At 67.3% G+C, this 19,931-nt stretch carries 21 protein-coding genes and 2 tRNA genes; 14 read left to right on the top strand and 9 right to left on the bottom strand.

The genetic code is table 11. The features are described from left to right. Positions 1-57 precede the first annotated feature (57 nt). From gyrA to AC4HOU_RS07760, 6 genes are all read left to right on the top strand, one after another. Positions 58-2,568 carry a DNA gyrase subunit A gene (gene gyrA / locus AC4HOU_RS07785; RefSeq protein ID WP_163813340.1) on the top strand — a complete coding sequence of 837 codons (2,511 nt, stop codon included), beginning with the start codon at positions 58-60 and terminating at the stop codon, positions 2,566-2,568. Between the two features lie 36 nt (positions 2,569-2,604). Then, positions 2,605-3,690, top strand: coding sequence for a DUF3566 domain-containing protein (locus AC4HOU_RS07780; protein ID WP_163813339.1), 1,086 nt, complete (start codon positions 2,605-2,607; stop codon positions 3,688-3,690). A gap of 197 nt (positions 3,691-3,887) precedes the next feature. Then, positions 3,888-3,961, top strand: a tRNA-Ile gene (locus tag AC4HOU_RS07775). A gap of 29 nt (positions 3,962-3,990) precedes the next feature. Beyond that, positions 3,991-4,098, top strand: a complete 108-nt coding sequence (locus tag AC4HOU_RS07770) for a DLW-39 family protein (RefSeq protein ID WP_014348311.1) — start codon at positions 3,991-3,993, stop codon at positions 4,096-4,098. A gap of 18 nt (positions 4,099-4,116) precedes the next feature. Further along, positions 4,117-4,192 (top strand) — tRNA-Ala (locus tag AC4HOU_RS07765). A 306-nt stretch (positions 4,193-4,498) separates the two neighbouring features. Then, positions 4,499-5,032 (top strand): hypothetical protein, encoded by a 534-nt coding sequence (locus AC4HOU_RS07760; RefSeq protein ID WP_490724311.1) that lies wholly within the window; start codon positions 4,499-4,501, stop codon positions 5,030-5,032. 7 nt (positions 5,033-5,039) lie between these two features. Here AC4HOU_RS07760 and AC4HOU_RS07755 read toward each other — a convergent pair whose 3' ends face one another. Then, entirely contained in the window at positions 5,040-6,035 is a 996-nt protein-coding gene (locus tag AC4HOU_RS07755; RefSeq protein WP_490724310.1) for a DUF1444 domain-containing protein, read from the bottom strand. 59 nt (positions 6,036-6,094) lie between these two features. Next, positions 6,095-6,517, bottom strand: coding sequence for a winged helix-turn-helix transcriptional regulator (locus tag AC4HOU_RS07750; RefSeq protein ID WP_163816564.1), 423 nt, complete (start codon positions 6,515-6,517; stop codon positions 6,095-6,097). Positions 6,518-6,599: 82 nt separating this feature from the next. On the opposite strand from AC4HOU_RS07750, the gene AC4HOU_RS07745 reads away from it, so the two are divergent. Beyond that, positions 6,600-7,136, top strand: a complete 537-nt coding sequence (locus AC4HOU_RS07745) for a pyridoxamine 5'-phosphate oxidase family protein (RefSeq protein WP_490724309.1) — start codon at positions 6,600-6,602, stop codon at positions 7,134-7,136. A gap of 4 nt (positions 7,137-7,140) precedes the next feature. Here the strand turns inward: AC4HOU_RS07745 and AC4HOU_RS07740 are convergent, their stop codons facing one another. After that, positions 7,141-8,049: an oxygenase MpaB family protein gene (locus AC4HOU_RS07740; RefSeq protein ID WP_490724308.1), complete on the bottom strand. Its 909-nt coding sequence runs from the start codon at positions 8,047-8,049 to the stop codon at positions 7,141-7,143. A 125-nt stretch (positions 8,050-8,174) separates the two neighbouring features. Between AC4HOU_RS07740 and AC4HOU_RS07735 the strand changes: the two genes are divergently transcribed. From AC4HOU_RS07735 to AC4HOU_RS07725, 3 genes are all read left to right on the top strand, one after another. After that, positions 8,175-9,095 carry an acyl-CoA dehydrogenase family protein gene (locus AC4HOU_RS07735; RefSeq protein ID WP_194990006.1) on the top strand — a complete coding sequence of 307 codons (921 nt, stop codon included), beginning with the start codon at positions 8,175-8,177 and terminating at the stop codon, positions 9,093-9,095. 930 nt (positions 9,096-10,025) lie between these two features. Next, entirely contained in the window at positions 10,026-11,036 is a 1,011-nt protein-coding gene (locus AC4HOU_RS07730) for an ATP-binding cassette domain-containing protein (RefSeq protein ID WP_163816573.1), read from the top strand. Then, on the top strand, positions 11,033-11,893 hold the full coding sequence (locus tag AC4HOU_RS07725; protein WP_163816575.1) for an ABC transporter permease: 861 nt from the start codon (positions 11,033-11,035) through the stop codon (positions 11,891-11,893). Before AC4HOU_RS07730 ends, AC4HOU_RS07725 begins: the two co-directional genes overlap by 4 nt. A gap of 3 nt (positions 11,894-11,896) precedes the next feature. Here the strand turns inward: AC4HOU_RS07725 and AC4HOU_RS07720 are convergent, their stop codons facing one another. Next, positions 11,897-12,109: a hypothetical protein gene (locus AC4HOU_RS07720; RefSeq protein ID WP_163816577.1), complete on the bottom strand. Its 213-nt coding sequence runs from the start codon at positions 12,107-12,109 to the stop codon at positions 11,897-11,899. A gap of 130 nt (positions 12,110-12,239) precedes the next feature. On the opposite strand from AC4HOU_RS07720, the gene AC4HOU_RS07715 reads away from it, so the two are divergent. After that, positions 12,240-13,112 (top strand): rhomboid family intramembrane serine protease, encoded by an 873-nt coding sequence (locus AC4HOU_RS07715; protein ID WP_194990004.1) that lies wholly within the window; start codon positions 12,240-12,242, stop codon positions 13,110-13,112. A 67-nt stretch (positions 13,113-13,179) separates the two neighbouring features. Here the strand turns inward: AC4HOU_RS07715 and AC4HOU_RS07710 are convergent, their stop codons facing one another. Both AC4HOU_RS07710 and crgA read right to left on the bottom strand, forming a co-directional pair. Next, entirely contained in the window at positions 13,180-13,599 is a 420-nt protein-coding gene (locus AC4HOU_RS07710; RefSeq protein WP_178128301.1) for a PH domain-containing protein, read from the bottom strand. A 117-nt stretch (positions 13,600-13,716) separates the two neighbouring features. Next, positions 13,717-13,983 (bottom strand): cell division protein CrgA, encoded by a 267-nt coding sequence (crgA, locus tag AC4HOU_RS07705; protein WP_014348321.1) that lies wholly within the window; start codon positions 13,981-13,983, stop codon positions 13,717-13,719. A 114-nt stretch (positions 13,984-14,097) separates the two neighbouring features. On the opposite strand from crgA, the gene AC4HOU_RS07700 reads away from it, so the two are divergent. From AC4HOU_RS07700 to AC4HOU_RS07690, 3 genes are read left to right on the top strand one after another with little or no spacing between them, the layout of a single operon-like run. Further along, the gene (locus AC4HOU_RS07700; RefSeq protein ID WP_490724307.1) at positions 14,098-14,742 is read left to right on the top strand and encodes an aminodeoxychorismate/anthranilate synthase component II; all 645 of its coding nucleotides are present in this window, start codon (positions 14,098-14,100) and stop codon (positions 14,740-14,742) included. Beyond that, positions 14,739-15,428: a RibD family protein gene (locus tag AC4HOU_RS07695; RefSeq protein ID WP_163816586.1), complete on the top strand. Its 690-nt coding sequence runs from the start codon at positions 14,739-14,741 to the stop codon at positions 15,426-15,428. The genes AC4HOU_RS07700 and AC4HOU_RS07695 overlap by 4 nt, the downstream gene beginning before the upstream one ends. Positions 15,429-15,443: 15 nt before the next feature. Continuing rightward, positions 15,444-15,902, top strand: a complete 459-nt coding sequence (locus AC4HOU_RS07690) for a dCMP deaminase (RefSeq protein ID WP_490724306.1) — start codon at positions 15,444-15,446, stop codon at positions 15,900-15,902. A gap of 13 nt (positions 15,903-15,915) precedes the next feature. Here the strand turns inward: AC4HOU_RS07690 and AC4HOU_RS07685 are convergent, their stop codons facing one another. The 3 genes from AC4HOU_RS07685 to AC4HOU_RS07675 all read right to left on the bottom strand — a co-directional run bounded on the left by AC4HOU_RS07685 (position 15,916) and on the right by AC4HOU_RS07675 (position 19,930). Next, on the bottom strand, positions 15,916-16,335 hold the full coding sequence (locus AC4HOU_RS07685) for a CBS domain-containing protein (RefSeq protein ID WP_014348325.1): 420 nt from the start codon (positions 16,333-16,335) through the stop codon (positions 15,916-15,918). A gap of 137 nt (positions 16,336-16,472) precedes the next feature. Continuing rightward, positions 16,473-18,410 (bottom strand): Stk1 family PASTA domain-containing Ser/Thr kinase, encoded by a 1,938-nt coding sequence (pknB, locus tag AC4HOU_RS07680; protein ID WP_194990001.1) that lies wholly within the window; start codon positions 18,408-18,410, stop codon positions 16,473-16,475. Then, a complete protein-coding gene (locus AC4HOU_RS07675; protein WP_163816590.1) occupies positions 18,407-19,930 on the bottom strand; it encodes a protein kinase domain-containing protein in 1,524 nt (507 codons plus the stop codon). The genes pknB and AC4HOU_RS07675 overlap by 4 nt, the downstream gene beginning before the upstream one ends. Position 19,931 lies beyond the last annotated feature (1 nt).

The following is a 19,931-nucleotide window of genomic DNA, read 5'->3' as shown; positions in this document are numbered from 1 at the left end:
CCCTGACCGCTGCCTGGAACCGCCGCAGCCCCCGAGCCTTCCAACGGAGAGCCATTCATGACTGAGACCACCCTGCCGCCGAACGGCGGCGCAGGCGACCGCATCGAGCCGGTCGACATCCAGAACGAAATGCAGAGCAGCTATATCGATTACGCGATGAGCGTGATCGTCGGCCGCGCGCTGCCCGATGTGCGCGACGGCCTCAAGCCGGTGCACCGGCGGGTGCTCTACGCGATGTACGACAACGGTTACCGGCCCGATCGCGGTTACGTGAAGTCCGCCCGCCCGGTCGCCGAGACCATGGGTAATTACCATCCGCACGGCGACGCCTCCATCTACGACACCCTCGTGCGCATGGCCCAGCCCTGGTCGCTGCGGTATCCGCTGGTCGACGGCCAGGGCAACTTCGGTTCCCGGGGCAACGACGGCGCGGCCGCCATGCGATACACCGAATGCCGCCTGACGCCGCTGGCGATGGAGCTGCTGCGCGAGATCGACCACGAGACCGTCGATTTCACGCCGAACTACGACGGCCGCTCGCAGGAGCCGGTGGTACTGCCGAGCCGGGTGCCGAACCTGCTGATGAACGGCAGCAACGGCATCGCGGTCGGCATGGCGACCAACATCCCGCCGCACAACCTCAACGAGCTCGCCGACGCCATCTACTGGGCGCTGGAGAACTACGACGCCGACGAAGAGGCCACCCTCGCCGCCTGCATGGAGCGCGTCAAGGGCCCTGACTTCCCGACCGCGGGCCTGATCGTCGGCGGGCAGGGCATTCACGACGCCTACACCACCGGCCGAGGTTCCATCCGCATGCGCGGCGTGGTGGAGATCGAGGAAGACACCCGCGGCCGCACCACCATCGTCATCACCGAGCTGCCGTACCAGGTCAACACCGACAACTTCATCAACTCGATCGCCGAGCAGGTGAAGGACGGCAAGATCGCCGGCATCTCCGATATCCACGACGAGTCCTCCGACCGCGCGGGTATGCGGATCGTGGTGACGGTCAAGCGCGACGCCGTCGCCAAGGTCGTGCTGAACAATCTGTACAAGCACACCCAGCTGCAGACCAGCTTCGGCGCCAACATGCTCTCCATCGTCGACGGTGTGCCGCGCACCCTGCGCCTGGATCAGATGATCCGGTACTACGTCGAGCACCAGTTGGAAGTCATCGTCCGGCGCACCCGGTACCTGCTGCGCAAGGCCGAGGAACGCGCTCACATCCTGCGCGGCCTGGTCAAGGCGCTCGACGCGCTCGACGAGGTCATCGCGCTGATCCGGCGTTCGGCCAATACCGATACCGCGCGCACCGGCCTGATGCAGCTGCTCGACATCGACGAGATCCAGGCCACCGCCATCCTCGATATGCAGCTGCGCAGGCTCTCGGCGCTGGAGCGGCAGAAGATCGTCGACGAACTGGCCAAGATCGAGGCCGAGATCGCCGACCTCAAGGACATTCTGGACAAGCCGGAGCGGCAGCGCGCGATCGTGCGCGACGAGCTGGCCGAGATCGTGGAGAAGTACGGCGACGAACGGCGCACCAAGATCATCGCCGCCGACGGCGACGTGGCCGACGAGGATCTGATCGCCCGCGAGGACGTGGTCGTCACCATCACCGAGACCGGATACGCCAAGCGCACCAAGACCGACCTGTACCGCAGCCAGAAGCGCGGCGGCAAGGGTGTGCAGGGCGCGGGTCTCAAGCAGGACGACCTGGTCAAGCACTTCTTCATCACCTCGACCCACGATTGGCTGCTGTTCTTCACCAACAAGGGCCGGGTGTACCGGGCCAAGGCCTACGAACTGCCCGAAGCCAACCGGACCGCCCGTGGTCAGCACGTGGCGAACCTGCTGGCGTTCCAGCCGGACGAGAAGATCGCCCAGATCATTCGGATCAAATCCTACGAAGACGCCCCGTATCTGGTGCTCGCCACCAAGAATGGCCTCGTGAAGAAGTCGCGGCTGTCGGATTTCGACTCCAACCGCAGCGGAGGCATCGTCGCGGTGAACCTGCGCGACAACGACGAACTGGTCGGTGCCGTGCTGTGCTCGGCGGACGACGACCTGCTGCTGGTATCGGCGCAGGGGCAGTCGATCCGCTTCGCGGCGACCGACGAGGCACTGCGTCCGATGGGCCGGGCCACCTCCGGTGTGCAGGGTATGCGGTTCAACGCCGAGGATGAGCTGCTTTCCCTCAACGTCGTGCGTGAGGGAACATACCTGCTGGTCGCGACGTCCGGCGGGTACGCCAAGCGCACCGCTATCGAGGAGTACACGGCACAGGGTCGCGGCGGTAAGGGTGTGTTGACCATCCAGTACGACACCCGGCGTGGCACGCTGGTCGGTGCGCTCATCGTCGACGACGACGATGAGCTGTACGCGATCACCTCCGGGGGCGGTGTCATCCGCACGGGAGCCAAGCAGGTTCGCAAGGCAGGCCGCCAGACCAAGGGCGTGCGATTGATGAACCTGGGCGAGGGCGATACCTTGCTTGCGATCGCGCGCAACGCCGACGAGCCCGAGGCTCTCGACGACGACACCAGCGATTCTTCCGAGCAATAAACACAGCGGCGGCAACGAACGGATCTGAGGATTGCATTGACCACTCCGAATCAGCCGAATGACGAGCGGCAGCAGACGAACGGCGTGACCGAACGGGTCGCACCGTCACCGATTCCGCCCCGGCCGATCCAACGACCGGAGTCCGAACCGTCCAATGGCGGTCCGGCGGGCGCGAATCCGCAGGCCGGCGCCGGGCCCGCCGCACCGTCGCGCGAAAATGACGACAAGCAGGGCGATTTCGGCTCCGACAGCGCTGAATCGGCGCCGAAGGAGGGCGGTAGCGCCTCCGATCAGACCGTCCGGATGAACGGTTCCGGTCAAGCGCCGCAGGGCGATTCGGGTGCGCCGAGCGGCAACGGCGGCGGTCAGTCGCGGTACCAGGACGGCTGGTCGGCGCTGCCGCAGCGGGAGCCGCAGTCCAACCTGCCCCGGCCCGGGCATTCGCCGGTGGCCGGAAGGCAGGCGCCCGCCGGAGGCGGCGGCCTCGGTGGTGGTGGCGGTCTCGGCGGGGGCGTCGGCAATGCCAGGACCACGGCCGATCTCGCGGCCAAGGCGGCTCGCAAGGAAGCGGCGATGGTGAAGTCGGTGGGCCTCGACGGGCCGACCCGCAGCATCTCCCGCCCCGAACTCACCAAGGACATGCCGGATCTGTCCGAGATCCGGCATCCGCTGCCCCCGGAGAACCCCACCGCGCCCAAGCCGGGCCCCACCCCGGTCTCGCCCGCGGTGCCGGTCGCGGTCGCCCAGGCGGTCGCCGGTGAGCCGTTGCGCGCCACGGTCCAGATCCGTCGCATCGACCCCTGGTCGACGCTGAAGATCACCCTGGTGATCAGCGTGGCGCTGTTCTTCGTGTGGATGCTCGCCGTCGGGCTGCTCTACATCGTGCTCGAGGGCATGGGCGTGTGGGAGCGGCTCAACGACACCTTCACCGAAATGGTGTCGCAGGACAGCGGCGCGTCCACCGGCCTGATCGATGCGGGCACGGTGTTCGGCTACGCCGGCGTCATCGGGCTGATCAACGTGGTGCTGTTCACCGCGCTGGCCACCGTCGGAACGTTCATCTACAACCAGTGCTGCGATCTGGTCGGCGGCATCCAGGTGACCCTGGCCGACCCGGACTAGAACCCCACCCGACGGCCGGTACCGACGCCCTCCGCCGGGCGCGGTGCCGGCCGTTATCGTTGCCGGGGCAAGCTCGGCCCACCCTCGTCCGCAGCCCATCTACCAGGCGTTTTGGTCGTAGTCGGCACGTCGGGTAATCTCTGTTCTCGGTCGTTGCGTTCGGTGCAGTACCCGGCTGAACACAACAACGAACACACGGGCCTATAGCTCAGGCGGTTAGAGCGCTTCGCTGATAACGAAGAGGTCGGAGGTTCAAGTCCTCCTAGGCCCACTCCCGAACATCACAGTAGGGTGGGAACCATGAAAATTCTCCTCACACTCGGTGTCGTGGTCGCGGTTCTCATCGGAATCACCAAACTGCGCCAGCGCAACGACGCCGACCTGTGGCACGAGGTCACCACCCGCTGACAGCTCGGGCAGCCACCCGGGGCCTTAGCTCAATTGGCAGAGCACTGCCTTTGCAAGGCAGGGGTTAGGGGTTCGATTCCCCTAGGCTCCACCAAATCCACCGGCGATGCTCGCGGAAAGCGCTCGCCGGTGTTTTGGTTCCGCGTGTTTTGTGGGGGCGCAGCCCCCACGCCCCGCCCGGCGGGCTTCGCCCCCGGACCCCCTCTCAGGTAGGCCCGCCGTGAAGGTGCTCGGTCGGTGGCTGCGGTGACGCTTGTCGCGGCCGGTGGGCTGCGATCACCGCACAGCCTTACGGGTGGGAGTTCGTGAATCTTCCCAGCTGCGCCTGTCTTGCCAGCGCACTGCTGTCGGCTTACGTTTACTGCACTCGCCGAGGGCACGGGTGTGGATGGAGGGGCCGATGCGGATCTCGATACGGGGGGATGGGGACGGGCTGCGGGTTCGGATGCGGTTCGAGATCAATCGGCGGCGGTGGCTGATTCTGCGAATCGCCCTGTGGATACTCGCGATTCAGGGGCTGCTGGTCGGGGCGTGGGCAGTGGTGGCGCCGCGGTCCTGGTACACCAGCTTTCCCGGATTCGGGATGCGCTGGATATCCGCCGACGGGCCGTACAACCATCACCTGGCCGCGGACGTTGGGGCGTTCTTCCTCGCCTTGGCGGCCGTCACCGGCGCGGCACTGTATTACGGGGACAGCTTGCTGGCGCGGGTCGCCGGGCTCGGGTGGGTGGTTTTCGGAGTACCGCACCTGATCTACCACCTGCTCCACAAACCGACCGAGATGGGCGGCGTGAGTTTCACATTCAGCGTTCTCGCGGCGGCACTGCTACCCGTCCTCGGGCTGGCGGCGATCCTGGTGGCGCCCGCCGAACGCACCCAGGTGCGTGACCCGGCGCCGCTGAACATCCGGTTCCCACGACGCCGGGAACGGTGAACGCTGCTCAGCCGAGCGCGGCGGCCTGCTCGATCCGGCGCAGCTGCTCCGGCTCGGGCCAGCTCCTGATCTCGTAGCGGGTGGGCGCGAGGCCCGGCACCGGCGTCAGGCCGAGGATCTCGACCACGCGGGCGAACGGCGCGTCGAACAACGTGCGTTCCTCACCGTTGTCGTCGGTATCGCAGAAGACGACGAGATCGGCTTCCGGCAACAGATAATCCACACCCTCACCCCATGCGGTGATGGTGCGCGGGCCGTCGCCGGGGTCGTAGTACATCAGCGAGGCGACATAGGCGCTGGAGGAGTCGGCGAGCTCGGCGTCCAGCGACTCGAAATCGAAGTCCTCTTCGAGGATTTCGTTCAACCACTCGGTCTGCGCGGCATACTCGGTGACGGCGAGGCCGCAGCGGGCCCGCTGCGCGGCAGGCAGCTGCTCATGCGGGCCTGCCTGATCGAAGGGCACCACCCGGCCGTCGTCATCGACGGTGTAGGCCTGCGGACTGAGCGGACGCTCGGACTCGCCGTACTGCTCCTCGACCATCTCGAACAGCGAACCGACCATCTCCGGATCATCCGGCGCCACGATCAACGTGTCCGCATCCGGCAGGAACGCCACGGGGCGGCGGCCGTAGCCGGCCCGGAAGCCCGCCAACCAGCCCGGAACCAGCAGCCAGGACGTGAAGTAGCCGTCGCCGTCGTCGGCGAAACGCAGCACGGAACCGGCCTCCAGGTCCGGCAGCTGGGCCATCGTGGACAGATTCGCCAACGCGGCCGCGAAGACCTCATCGGCCGACACATTCCACGCCGCTCGATGATCGTCATTGACGATGGTGCGCCGATCGGGCAGGTCGACGGCCACCAGCTCGTCCACGAACGGCAGCACGGTGCGCCCGAGCGGCTGATCGGACGCGGGCACGGTGCTGCGGTAGGTCACGGGCCGGAGCACCGGCCGCAGCAGGGGACGGGCCTCGGCCCAGTTCTGAGGAACCTCGAAGTCGGTCACGTCGCACACGGTAACGGTCGCCTACGACACTTCCTGGCGTTGGCGACAACCGCCGGGTATCAAGCGATTTCGGCCCTGCCGTCGTAGGCGGTGCGCGCCGCCGCGATCTCGCGCTGATGTGTTTCGGTCCAGGTGACCAGCGCCTGAATAGTTTCGTGCAGGCTCCCGCCGAGCGGGGTGAGCTGGTACTCCACCCGAGGCGGAACCACCGGATACACCGTGCGCCGCACCAACCCGTCGCGTTCCAGATGCCGCAGCGTGCGGGTGAGCATCCGCTGGCTCACCCCGTCGATCTCACGCCGCAATTCGGTGAAGCGCATGGTGCGACCGGCCAGCAGTGCGATCGTCAGCAATGACCATTTGTCGGCGATGCGGTCCAGGATCTGGCGCACATCGCAGTCTTCGCGGGTGTCCCATTGTTTCGCGGTGTAGTCGTCGGTATCCGCGCAGTAACCGAGTGACTCAGAAGTGCCGTCTTCCATGGAATCAAATAGTGACCGATGATGCTCTCAGTTACAAGGAGTAACCGACAGGTACTTCGGGAACCGAGGTGGAGGTGGCGTGATGGTCGGCAAAGTGGGGTCGTTCGCGGAGATCGAATCCGAATTCGATGCCTATGTGGGGCGCATCGTGTACGCGACGATGGTGACCGTGGACAGCAAGAACCGTCCGCGCACCAGGGTGCTGATCCCGGTATGGGAGAACGTCGACGGCACGCCGCTCGGATGGCTGGCGACCTACCGGACGCCGATCAAGTCCGCCCACATCGTCCGCAACCCGCACGTGAACTTCTCGTATTGGGCTCAGGGCAGCAATAATTCGGTCGCCGTCGATGCGACGGCGCAGTGGATCGACGATCCGGCCAACGGTGTGCACGACCCGCGGACCAGGGAACGGATCTGGCGGATGTACGCACGCACCAGCCCGCGCGGCGCCGGATATCAGCTCGGGCAATTCTGGAGCGCACCCGACGATCCGACCCTGCACATCATGCGGCTGGAGCCGTGGCGGATCCAGGTGATCCGCGGCCGGGATCTGCGCAGCCGGATCTGGCAGGCGCCGGCCGACGTAACGGCCGGGCCCGCCCCGGTATCCCGGTGAGAGCTCAGATCGGGCGCTTGGCGATGACGGTCTGCAAGCGGGCGCGATCCCGCTCCAGCTTGCGGGCCTCATAGGCAATGGGGAAGTAGCGCAACCGTTCCGGCAGCAGTGGCACGAGCCTGGCGATCACCCAGCCGATGGCGCGCAGCTTGCGTTCGTCGGATTCCGACCAGGTCAGGCCGAGCTTGCGGCGGGCGGACTCGGGCGTGGTACCGACGGTGACGAAGTATTGCAGCGCGCCGATCGGGGCAGCCGCCCGCTTCCACACCGGCACGAGCACCTTGGGCAGGCCCTTCGGAGCGCCGACCGAGCGGATCACCCGCAGATAATCGTGCGCGGTCTGGGTGGCGACCAGATGGTTCTCGACGGTGTCGGCGAAGAACTTCTCGAAGTCGGCGTAGGTGGCGGGCACTTCCTTCGGTGGCACCGAGAAGTTACGCATGAGCTGCAAGGTCTCGGTGTAGTACTGCTCCTTTTCCGCCGGGGTGAGTGGACGCTTGGAAAAGTACTTTGCGTTCTCACTGAAGGCGAAGGTGCCGGTGTGCAAGACCCAGGCCCACGGCCCACTGGACAATGCACGATGCTTGACGCCCGCGGCGTCGGTGGTGTTCAGCGATGCGTGCATGGCGCGCAGCCGGGCGGTTTCGGCCAGCGCTTCCGGGCCGCCGTAGGTCCATGTCATCACCGCGGACAGGCTGCGTACGGCGCGGCCGATCGGGTCGGTGCGGAAGGTGGAGTGTTCATCTACGACCGCGGAAATCGTCGGCTCCATCGTCTGTAGCAGGAAGGCGGAACCAGCGGTGAGCGAGAAGGTGACCAGACCGACTTCGTCCCACATCCGGGTTCCCGGGCCGATGGGGCGTGGTTCGGGCAGGTAGGTGGTGCGAGATTCGGCCTCTACGGACGCGGTCATTGCGATCTCCCTTGATCGGCGACAGTGAGCGAGCGTGAGAAAATAATACTCTAACTCTCTCACGATCGCAGTGCGTGTTTCCTTGGCCGGACGCCGAGCCGGCGGCACACCGCTAGCGTGCAGGGGTGGATTCTGTACTCGATTACCTGCTCACCGCGCCGGCCGAGGTCGCGGCGCTCACCGATGTGTCGCAGGCCTGGCAGCGGCACCGGGACACCGCCGCGCGGTTCGAGGCCCCCGTCGATGCGGCACTGGCTTGCGGGTTCGGCGCTGATCGACTCGGATACGCGTTCCTGTCCGGATATCAAGCGGCCCTGCGAGCCTTGCTGCCGCAGCTGTCCCCGGAGGATCTGGTGTCGCTGTGCGCGACCGAGCAGGGCGGCGGGCATCCGGCGGCGATCCGGACCACCGTCACCGAGCGGGCCGGGCACTGGCTGGTCGACGGGACCAAGACCTTCGCCACCCTCGGCGAACCCGCTGACCGTCTGGTGGTGATCGCCAGTGCGGGCACCGATGCCGGCGGCCGCAACCGATTGGCTGCCGTGCTCGTGGATGCCGAACAGACGACCGTGGTGCGGTCCGCGCTTCCCGAAACCCCGTTCATCCCGGAAATACCGCATGCGACGGTCACATTCACCGCTGCCCGAGGGCGGCTGCTGCCCGGCGACGGCTACACCGACTATCTGAAACCGTTCCGCACCATCGAGGACATTCACGTGCTCGCGGCAGCGCTGGGCTGGCTGATCAGGATGGGGCGCAAGGGAGCGGTGGCGCGATCGTTGCTGGAGCAATTGCTGGCCGACGCGGCGATCTTGCGTGATCTCGGGCGGGCGCCGGCTAGTTCGCCCGGTGTCCATATCGCGCTGGGCGGGGTGCTCGCCCGCTTCGACGAACTACCCACGATGACGGCGCCGATCTGGGCGGCCGCCGAGCCGGAGGACGCCCGCCGATGGGAGCGCGATCTGCCGTTGCTCCGGGTTGCCGGGAAGGTGCGGGGCCTGCGATTGACCGCGGCCTGGCAATCGGTGCACGGCCCCGCTCATTAGTGCCGGAAACGAGGTTCCGCCAATCGGTTCCGGCGGAACCTCGTCCGGACATGAGAGCGGGCCTCGGCGAAGGGGGGGAGTTAGCCGAGGCCCGCGTAAGGTCGGCCCGGGGGGGAGGGGCCGACGAGAACGATCCTACGCGAAGATCCACGTTTTTGTGTGTATGAGGACAGTCGGTTTCGAAGTTTTTTCGGGGTAATTCACAGGGTTCGGGTCCCGCGGTTGGTGAATCGGACACCCGGCTCGATCCCGGGTCGGCCCGCCGATGGCTCCATGGTTGCCAAAAGCGCAGGCCCGCACCGGTTTACCGGGCTGTATACGCGGTTGTCCAGGAGTTCAGGTGCGATCGGTAAACATGCCGACCGGTCGCTGTAGCGTCTGCCGGGGTGCTATCGCCGGCCGCGTGTCGTCGTCGTCGGTGCCGGCCATTGTGCGGTAGCCGACGCGATATCAGAAATGTGTCGTACCCCCGTGGCAGCATCCCTCGCGTGGACGACCTCGCCTCGCGAACGCTGCCGTCGCCGGTGTATTTCCGCCTCCGGTTACCCGGACGCGGGCCGTCCCCGCGCCCGAACGAGTACCGGCCCGCCGGGATTCGAGTAGTCCGGTACGCGCGACCGCTCGCCCCCGCCGGCGGGATCATCGAATCGGTCGCACCCCGATCCGGTACCCCCGAGCACCGCCCGGATCGCGGTGCGGCCTTCTTTCGTTGCCCACCGGTAACCGGGCGGCCCGGCAAATCGGATGAAATCGGTCACCCGACGCGCAATACTCACACCAGGTCTGGTCGATCGTCCGAATGGTGCGATCGGTCCGGTTGCCGGCCCTCGCGATTAATTTCGGCACCCGGGGCCGTCATATCAGCAGGTCGCCGAGGAAGCCGGCCACCGACACCGCATGTCATCGAGCTCTACGAACTTCAGGAGAATCATGGGTGACGCAATAGTCGCCGAGGGTCTCGTCAAGCGATACGGCCCGCAGGTCGCCCTCGACGGGCTCGACCTGACCGTGCCCGAGGGCACCGTCACCGCCCTGCTCGGCCCGAACGGCGCCGGGAAAACCACCACCGTCCGCGTCCTGACGACGCTGTTGATCCCCGACGGCGGCCGCGCCACCGTCGCGGGCATCGATGTGCTGCGTGATCCGCGGGCACTGCGCCGCCGGATCGGCGCGTCGGGCCAGTACGCGGCGGTCGACGAGTACCTCACCGGCTTCGAGAACCTCGAAATGGTCGGACGCCTGTACCACATGGGCGTCCAGCGCAGTAAAGAACGCGCGCGCGAACTGCTCGACCGATTCCGGCTCAGCGACGCCGCCGATCGCCCGGTCAAGGGCTACTCCGGCGGTATGCGAAGGCGCCTTGACCTGGCGGGTGCGCTGGTCGCCGCGCCGCCGGTGCTGTTCCTCGACGAGCCGACCACCGGCCTGGACCCGAGAGCCCGGCTGGATCTGTGGGATGTGATCGAGGAACTCGTGGCCGGCGGCACCACCTTGCTGCTCACCACCCAGTACATGGAGGAGGCCGATCGGCTCGCCGATTCCATCGCGGTGATCGATCGCGGCAAGGTCATCGCCAAGGGCACCGCCGATGAGCTGAAGACGATGGTCGGCGGTGACCGCATCGAGCTGACCGTCGACCATGTGGACAACCTGGCCATCGCGCAGCAGGCGCTGGCGGGTCTGGCCGACGGCGAGATCCATCTGGAACCGGGCCTGCGGCGCATCATCGTGCCGGTCAGCAACGGCTCGCAGGCCCTGGTCGAGGCCGTCGGCAAGCTCAACGACCACAGCGTGAAAATCCACGACGTCGGCCTGCGGCGCCCATCGCTCGACGACGTCTTCCTCACCCTCACCGGACACGAGGCCGAGGAACTGATCAACGCCGACGACGCGGCCGAGGGCCTCGGCGCGCTGGAAGCTACGGAAGGAAAGACTCGATGACCGCGGTCAGCACCACGCCGGTCGTGCCCGATCACGGCCCTGGTCTCGGTGAGCGGCTCTCGACCGTCGTCTCCGACACCATCACCATCACCAAGCGCAACGTCATCAAGATCAAGCGCGTGCCCGATGTGCTCATCTTCAGCACGCTCTCGCCGATCATGTTCGTGCTGCTGTTCGCCTACATCTTCGGCACGGCGATCAAGGTGCCCGGATTGGAGGGTGGCTACCGCGAATTCCTCATCGCCGGCATCTTTGCCCAGACCTGCGTGTTCGGCGCGACCTTCACCGGGCTGAGCCTGGTGGAGGATATGCAGAAGGGCATCATCGACCGGTTCCGGTCGCTGCCGATGGAGCCGGTCGCGGTGCTCATCGGGCGCACCATCAGCGATGTCGTCATCAATGTGGTGAGCCTGGTGGTCATGTCGCTGACCGGCCTGATCGTCGGCTGGCGGATCCGGGGTTCACTGGTGGACGCGGTGCTGGCCTATGTGCTGCTGCTGCTGTTCGCCTACGCGATCTCCTGGATCATGGCCTTCGTCGGTCTGATCGTGCGGGCACCGGAGGTGTTCAACAATGCCAGCTTCATGGTGATCTTCCCGCTCACCTTCCTGGCCAACACCTTCGTGCCGATCGAGGAACTGCCGACGGTGCTGCGCGTATTCGCCGAATGGAACCCGGTCTCGGCCGTCACGCAGGCGATTCGCGAGTTGTTCGGCAACACCTCGCCGGTACAGCCGCCGCCGGACACCTGGCCGATGCAGCATCCGGTCGCGACGACCCTGATCTGGGTTGTGGTGATCTTGGCGGTCTTCGTCCCGCTCACCCTGTGGCGGTACAAGCGCAGCGTCAGCCGCTGAGGCTCAGCTCTGCGAATCCGCGCCGGCACCCGTCTCGGGGGTCGGCGCGGAACCGTTTCGGGAGTAGCCGATGCGCGGCGGGGCGGGGGCCGGCTCCGGCGGCTGCGGGCGCTTGGCCCGGGCCAGCCAGGCGGCACCGCCCGCGGCCGCGACGGCGGCGGCGGTCAGAAGCCGATTACGGGAACGCGAAGACAGGTGCGGGGACCTCGAGCTCATGGGTCAACTCTGACACAGACCCCGGGCTCGCGCACCGAGCCCCAGGTCAGCGCGCTGTCCGGGACGCCATGGCACGATGGTCGGGTGACCATGACCGCGTCGGCGCCGCCGGCACGATTCGAATGAGCCGATGAACCCCCAACCTCCCGCGACGACGTGTGTCCGGCACCCGGATCGGGTGACCGGCCTGGCCTGCACCCGGTGCGGTCGCCCCGCCTGCCCGGAATGCCTGCGTCCGGCCTCGGTCGGCCAGCACTGTGTGGATTGCCTGCGCGCGGACAACCGCGGCGCCCCGCAGGTGCGCACGGTGTCGACGGCCGCCGCACCGCGAGTGCGGATCCCATATGTCACGTACGCGTTGATCGCGATCAACGTCGCGGTATTCGCCATTACCGCCGCGCAATCACGCAGCCTGATCGACAACTACAACGGCTCGCAGCTGTTCCTGCGCTGGGTGATGTACCCGCCTGCGGTGGCCGATGGCGATTGGTTCCGGGTGATCGGCTCCGGTTTCCTGCACTATGGGCCGATTCACCTGCTGCTCAATATGTTCGCGCTGTATGTGGTCGGCCGCGATATCGAGCTGGTGCTCGGCCGGACGCGCTACCTCGCGGTGTATCTGGTCTCGCTGCTCGGCGGTTCGGCCGCGGTCATGATGTTCTCCCAGGACAGCCTCACGGCGGGCGCGTCCGGCGCGGTCTACGGCCTGTTCGGGGCCATCACGGTGATCTTGATCCGGCTGCGGCAGAACGCCAACAGCATGTTCATCCTGATCGGCATCAACGTGTTCATCAGCTTCTCGCTGCCGGGCATCTCACTGTTCGGCCATCTCGGCGGGCTCGCGGCGGGCACAGTGGCCACCCTCGGCATCTTGTTCCTGCCCGCCTGGTTGAAGGCCGGGTCGACGCGCAGCGCGCAGATCATCGGCTGGTCCGCGGTCGCTGCGGTCGCGGTGATCTCGCTGGCCGTCCTCGGGACGGCGGCAGCGTCACTGCTGCCCTGAGTGCACGCACGGGCGGGAATGTTTCACGCGAAACACCGACCGCGAAGCGCGAGGCTGCGCATCCTGCTCAGGGCCGGGTGATGTCCCCGCTCAGCCGCAGCTGCTCGACCAGGACGTCGTAGACGTCTTCGGGGTGGGTGCCCAGGTCCCAGCGCCCGAAGATGAGCAGCCGCTCGGCGTCATTGTGGATGAGCTCGATCTCCAGCATCGGCGTGCGGCGCCCGAGACGGCGGTAGTAGACGATGCGCGCACGCAGGATCTGGTCGGGGCGATATTCGGTGGGGCCGGTCAGCGAACGCACCACCAAGCGTGGATCCGCGCCGGGAATCACCGAGAGCCGGGGGCGCTGCCGGAACCCGAGACCGGCCAGCCCCAGCAGCAGCACGGCGGCAAGGCCGATGAGCAACCGGCCCGGTGGATCGTTGTTCAGCACCGCGACCACCGCCAGGATGACGCCGCCCGCGCTCGCCGCGACCAGCGCGGACATCGGTGTGGTCCACGAAAGGCGCGACTCAGGATTCACGATTTCCTCGAGTTGTCCACAGGTTCATCCACAGGTGTGCATGAATGACACGTCTGTAATACGGGCGGCCGGCAACCGGGCTCAGCGCCACCTCATGGTCATGATCAGGCCGATCACCATCAGGCCGAAGCCGATGAGGAAGTTCCAGGCGTCGAGGTCGCGCATCCAGCTGATCTGATCGCCCGCGAGGTAATACACAAGCAGCCACACCAGGCCCGCGAGCATGAACCCGAGCATGATGGCGACGTACCAGACCGGCGACGGACCGACGGCCTTCACCTTCACCGGGGTGCGGCTGGCGGGGGAGCTGGAGTAGTCGGTCTTCTTACGGACCTTGGACTTGGGCATGACGTCCTCGAATTCGGCGAACAGGGCAATACCGGCGTCCCTCCGGTTCTCTCTAGGCTATCCCAACTGGTAATGGATGCGACGGCCTGTGGGTAGGCCACGTAATCTCGAACCATGCGTGTTCTGGTCGTCGACAATTACGACAGCTTCGTCTACAACCTGGTCCAGTACCTGGGCCAGCTGGGCGCGGAGGCCGAAGTCTGGCGCAACGACGACCAGCGCCTGGCCGATCTGGATGCGGTGGCCATCGAATTCGACGGCATTCTGATCAGCCCCGGGCCCGGCACCCCCGATCGCGCGGGCGCGAGCATCGAGTTGGTCCACGCCGCCGCCCGGCAGCGCACCCCGCTGCTCGGTGTGTGTCTCGGCCATCAATCCATCGGGGCGGCCTTCGGCGCCACCGTCACCCGGGCGCCGGAGCTGCTGCACGGCAAGACCAGCGAGGTCTTCCATATCGGCGCGGGCGTGCTTGCCGGACTGCCCGATCCGTTCACCGCCACCCGCTATCACTCGCTGACCGTCCTCGAAGACACCCTGCCCGAGGAGATCGAGGTGCTCGGCCGCACCGAAAGCGGGATCGTGATGGCCATGCGGCACAACGACCTGCCCATCCACGGCGTGCAGTTCCATCCGGAATCGGTGCTCACCCAGGGCGGCCACCGGATGCTGGCCAACTGGCTGGAAGTGTGCGGCGAACGGCCCGCCGAGGGTCTGGTGGAGATGCTGGAGGCGGAGGTCGCGGCGCTGGCGATCTCATGAGCCGGCCGTACGTGCTGCTCTCGGTCGCCGCGAGCGTCGACGGCTATATCGACGACGCGAGCCCGCAGCGGCTGCTGTTGTCGAGCGCCGAGGACTTCGACCGGGTCGATCAGGTGCGGGCCGAATCGGATGCCATCCTGGTCGGCGCGCAGACTCTGCGCAGTGACAATCCGCGACTGCTGGTGAACGACGCGGCTCGGCGAGCCGAGCGTCTCGCCGCAGGCAAGCCCGAGTACCCGCTCAAGGTCACGGTGACCGCCGGCGGTGATCTCGATCCCGAGCTGCGGTTCTGGCATCACGGCGGTGACAAGCTGGTCTACACCACCGTCGCCGGAGCGGCTCGGCTCGGCGACCGGCTGGGCGAGTCCGCCGAGGTCGTCGCGCTCGGCGAACAGATCGAGCTCGGCCGGTTGCTCGATGATCTCGGTCATCGTGGAATCGGCCGGTTGATGGTCGAGGGCGGCACCCGCATCCTCACCGGTTTCCTGGCGGCCGGGCTCGCCGATGAACTGGTGCTCGCGATCGCGCCGCTGATCGTCGGCGACGCCGCCGCCCCGCGGATACTGGAACCGGCCGATTTCCCCGGTGGTGCGCGGCGGCGGATGCGGCTGGCCGAGGTCGGGCGCGCCGGCGATGTCGCGGTGCTGCGCTATCTGCCCAAGACCGGTGATCTGCCCGAAGCGTAAAAGGAGGAGGCAATAGTGGGTATCGCCTCGACCGACCACAACTGGATGCTGCGCGCGATCAACCTCGCCAACCTCGCCCCGCGCAGCGCGACCGCCTTCTCCGTCGGTGCCGTGATCGTCGCCGACGGTGTCGAGATCAGCTCCGGATATTCGCGGGGAACCGATCCGAAGGTGCACGCGGAAGAGTCCGCGCTGGACAAAGTGGCCGCGGATGATCCCCGGTTGGCGGGTGCGACGATCTACAGCACCCTCGAACCGTGTTCGGAGCGCGCCACGGCGACGCGGCTGCCGTGCACCGAGCGGATCCTGCGGGCCGGAATCCCCAGAGTCGTCATCGCCTGGCGGGAACCGGGCACCTTTGTCACCAACTGCGTCGGCGTGGAACGGCTGCGGCAGCAGGGCGTCGAGGTGGTCGAACTACCGGAACTGGCCGAGGCGGCGATGGCGATGAACCGCCACCTCGACCTGTCCTGATCGGTTCAGCGCGTCACGGCCTGCCGTAGACGGCGGTGACGAACTCGCCGAGCTGGTTGTCATCGAGATGCCTGGCCAGATCGGCCTCGCTGATCATGCCGATCAGGCGCTTGTTCTCGATCACCGGCATGCGTTTGACCTGGTGGGTCTCCATTTCGTCGAGCACCTCGTCGACGTCGGCGTCGGCCGAGATCCAGCGCGGCGTCGCTTCGCACAGCTCCGCGGCGCGAGTGCCCGACGGGGACAGACCCTGGGCGATGCATTTCACCACGATGTCGCGGTCGGTGATGATGCCGCACATCCGTTCGTTCTCGTCGGCGATGACGAGCGAGCCGACACCGAGTTCGGCCATCACGCGGGCCGCCTGTGCGACCGTTTGATCTCGGGAAATCCACTGAGCGCCGGGCTTCATGATGTCCCTGGCAGTGGTCATCTGGGCTACCTCCTCATGGATTCAGCTGAGCTGATCGGGATGGAGCCCATCAATTGTCGCACCGCACGGACCGACCGGTTCGGTGAATCGGCATCCCGTTCGCCCGAATCCGGCGGCCGGTCCGGCGGCGCGGTGGATCACGGCGGGCCGAGCGGAAGCACCCCGGTGTAGATGACGACGGTGCTGTTGCGCCCGACCGAGGAGCCCGCCGCCGGCTGCTGGTTCAGCACCTTGCCGACGTTCGCCGAATCCAGCGTGACCTGCGTGTTCTGCACGATCTGGGTGGTCGAGCCGGCCCAGCCGGCCTGGCGCAGCCGGTCGACGGCCTGCGAGGCGTTCAGCCCGACCAGGCTGGGCATGGTGAAATCGGCGCCGAGCGAGACCTGCACCGTGACGGTCGATCCCTTCTCCGCGGTTGAACCGCCGGCCGGGCTGGTCGCGATGACCTCACCCTTCGGCCGGGACGAGACGACCTCCTGGACGACGACCTTGAACTGCGCGCCCTCCACCAGATTCGGTTCGGCGACCTCGATGTCCTGGCCGACCACATTGGGCACCCGGACCTGCTCCGGCCCGCTGCCGATGGTCACCTTGACGGCCCGGTCGACCTCTACGCTCGCGCCCTCGGCCGGGTTCTGGCCGATCACCTTGTCCAACTCGGCGGTGCTGGAGGCCTCCTTGTCGACCTGGGGATCCAGCCGCAATCCGATGGCGTTGAGCTTCTGCTCGGCCTCCTGCCTGGTCAATCCGGTCAGCCGGGGCACCTGGATCTGCGCGGGCCCGGTGGACACGTGCAGGGTGATGGTGCTGCCCTCGTCGACGCGGGAACCGCCGAGGGGCTGGGTGGCGATCACATTGCCGGGAGCGACCCTGGCATCGGGCTTTTCCTGGATGGCGACGTGGAAACCGAGATCCTCGAGTTTCTGCTCGGCCTGCTGCACCGAACTGTTCGACAGATCCGGCACCGCGACCTGATCGGGCTTGCTGCCCGGCCCGATCAGCACCCAGAACAGGGCGATCGCGACGATCACCGCGGCCACCGCGCCCAACGTCAGATAGGCGGTGCGCCGCTGGCTCGGCGGCTCCACCGGCTCCTGTTCACCGGTGTCGTCACCGCCGCGATAAGCGGAGCGGTCATGGTTGTCGACGGTGTGGTACGAGTGCTGTGCCGGTTCCTCCGAGCCGAGGATGGTGGTGCGGTCCTCGTCGGTCATCACCATCGGCGCGCTCGGCTTCTGCCCGCCGAGCACCCGGATCAGATCCGCGCGCATTTCGGCGGCGGTCTGATACCGGTTGGCCGGGTTCTTGCTCATCGCCTTGAGCACCACCGAATCCAGTTCGCGTGGCACCCCGTCGTGCACGAGCGAGGGCAGCCGCGGATCCTCGCGCACATGCTGATAGGCCACCGCCACCGGCGAGTCGCCGGTGAAAGGCGGTTCGCCGGTGAGGATCTCGAAGAGCACACAGCCCACCGAGTACACATCCGAGCGGGCGTCGACGGATTCGCCGCGCGCCTGCTCCGGCGAGAGGTATTGCGCGGTACCGATGACGGCGGCGGTCTGCGTCATCGGGTTGGCGGCATCGGCGATGGCGCGGGCGATGCCGAAGTCCATCACCTTCACCGCGCCGGACCGATTGATCATGATGTTGGCCGGCTTCATATCGCGGTGCACGATCCCGGCCTTGTGGCTGAAATCCAGTGCGGCGCAGACATCGGCGATGATCTCCATCGCCCGGCGCGGCGGCAGCGGACCCTTGCCGCGCACGATGTCGCGCAGCGTCTCGCCGTCCACGTACTCCATCACGATGTAGGGCAGCGGGCCGCCGTCGACCTCGGCCTCGCCGGTGTCGTACACCGCGACGATGGCCGGATGATTCAACGCGGCCGCGTTCTGCGCCTCTCGTTTGAAGCGCAGATAGAAGGTGGGGTCGCGGGCGAGGTCGGCGCGCAGCACCTTGATCGCCACATCCCGGCTCAGTCGCAGGTCGCGTGCCTTGTGGACCTCCGACATCCCGCCGAACCCGATGATCTCGCCCAGCTCGTACCGGGAGGAGAGATTCTTCGGGGTCGTCATGGCAGTCCTTGCTGGGAAGTAGCCGGCGTGCTGCTTTCGGTGACGACGGGACGTCGGGCACCGGGAATCTCGGGCAATGGTATGTCGACGGTCGGCACCCGCCCGCGGGTGGTCGTCGGCTGTGTCGAGGTGCGCTGAACCGTGGTGGTCGGCTCGGTCGTCGACGGTTCGGTGGTGGTCGGTTCGGTGGTCGTCGACGTGGGCGGTTCGGTGGTGGTGGTCGGCGGCTGCGTGGTGGTCGGTTCCTCGGTGGTGGTCACCGGGGGCGGCAGCGGCCGCACCGTCGTGGTGACCGGCGGCGGCAGCGGCTTTGTGGTGTGCGGCGCGACCGTGGTCGACTCGATCTGCCTGGTCGGATCGGGGTTGGTGTCGCCACCGAACAGCAGCCAGATCACCAGCCCGCCGAGCACCACGGCGCCGACACCGAGCCCGGCCATCCACTTCTGGGTAGAGGTCGGTCCGCGTTTGTGGTCGTCGGGCGGCATCGGCGCGCGCCCGGAGGCGGCGGTGGCACCGACCGTCGTCGGAGTCGCCGCGCCGGTCGCCGCCGCCGTCGGATAACGCACGGTCGCGCCGTTGTCGTAGGCGGGCTGGGCCGAGGGCAGCACTACCGTCGGCCCCGGCGGGAGCACCCTGGTGGCGCCGGTGGGCGCGGGTCCGGTGCCCATCCCGCGTGGCGGCGGTGGCCTGCGGCCAGCCCGCACCGCGGCGACGGCGTCGGCGAATTCGCCGCCGTCGGCGTACCGCTGGGCCGGATCCTTCCCGATGGTGATGTCGATCAGTTCGCGCACGTTGGGCGGCAGATCCGAGGGCATCGGCGGTGGTGTCTCGCGCACATGCTTCATCGCGACGGTGATCGCGCCGTCGCCGCTGAACGGGCGCTGGCCCGCCAGCGCCTCGTAGCCGACGATGCCGAGGGAGTACACGTCGCTGGAGGCGGTGGCGTCCTCGCCGACGGCCTGCTCCGGTGCGATGTACTGCGCGGTGCCCATCACCATGCCGGTCTTGGTGACCGGCGAGGCGTCCACCGCTTTGGCGATGCCGAAGTCGGTGATCTTCACCTGCCCGGCGGGGGTAACCAGGATATTGCCGGGCTTCACATCGCGGTGCACCACACCGGCGGCGTGCGCCACCTGCAGCGCCCGGCCGGTCTGTTCGAGCATGTCGAGGCCCTGCGCCACCGAGAGCCTGCCGAGCCGGTTGAGCACCGTATTGAGCGGTTCGCCCTGCACCAGTTCCATGACCAGGTAGGCCACCTCCCCGCCCTGCGGGTCGACGGTCTCGCCGTAGTCGTAGATGCCGGCGATGCCGGAGTGGTTGAGCTGCGCGGTGGTCTTGGCCTCGGTGCGGAACCGATGCCGGAAGGTGGGATCGGCCGAGAACTCCGACTTGAGCACCTTGACCGCCACCCGCCGGTCGAGACGGGTGTCGAGGGCTTCCCAGACCTGGCCCATACCGCCGGTGGCGATCAGCCGCTGCAGCCGGTACCGGTCCGCGATCATCGCACCGTTGTTCAGCATC

It is taken from the genome of Nocardia sp. JCM 38205, from assembly GCF_058222935.1.
The sequence above is the reverse complement of the archived record's forward strand: the minus strand, read 5'-3'. Positions and strand labels throughout refer to the sequence as shown.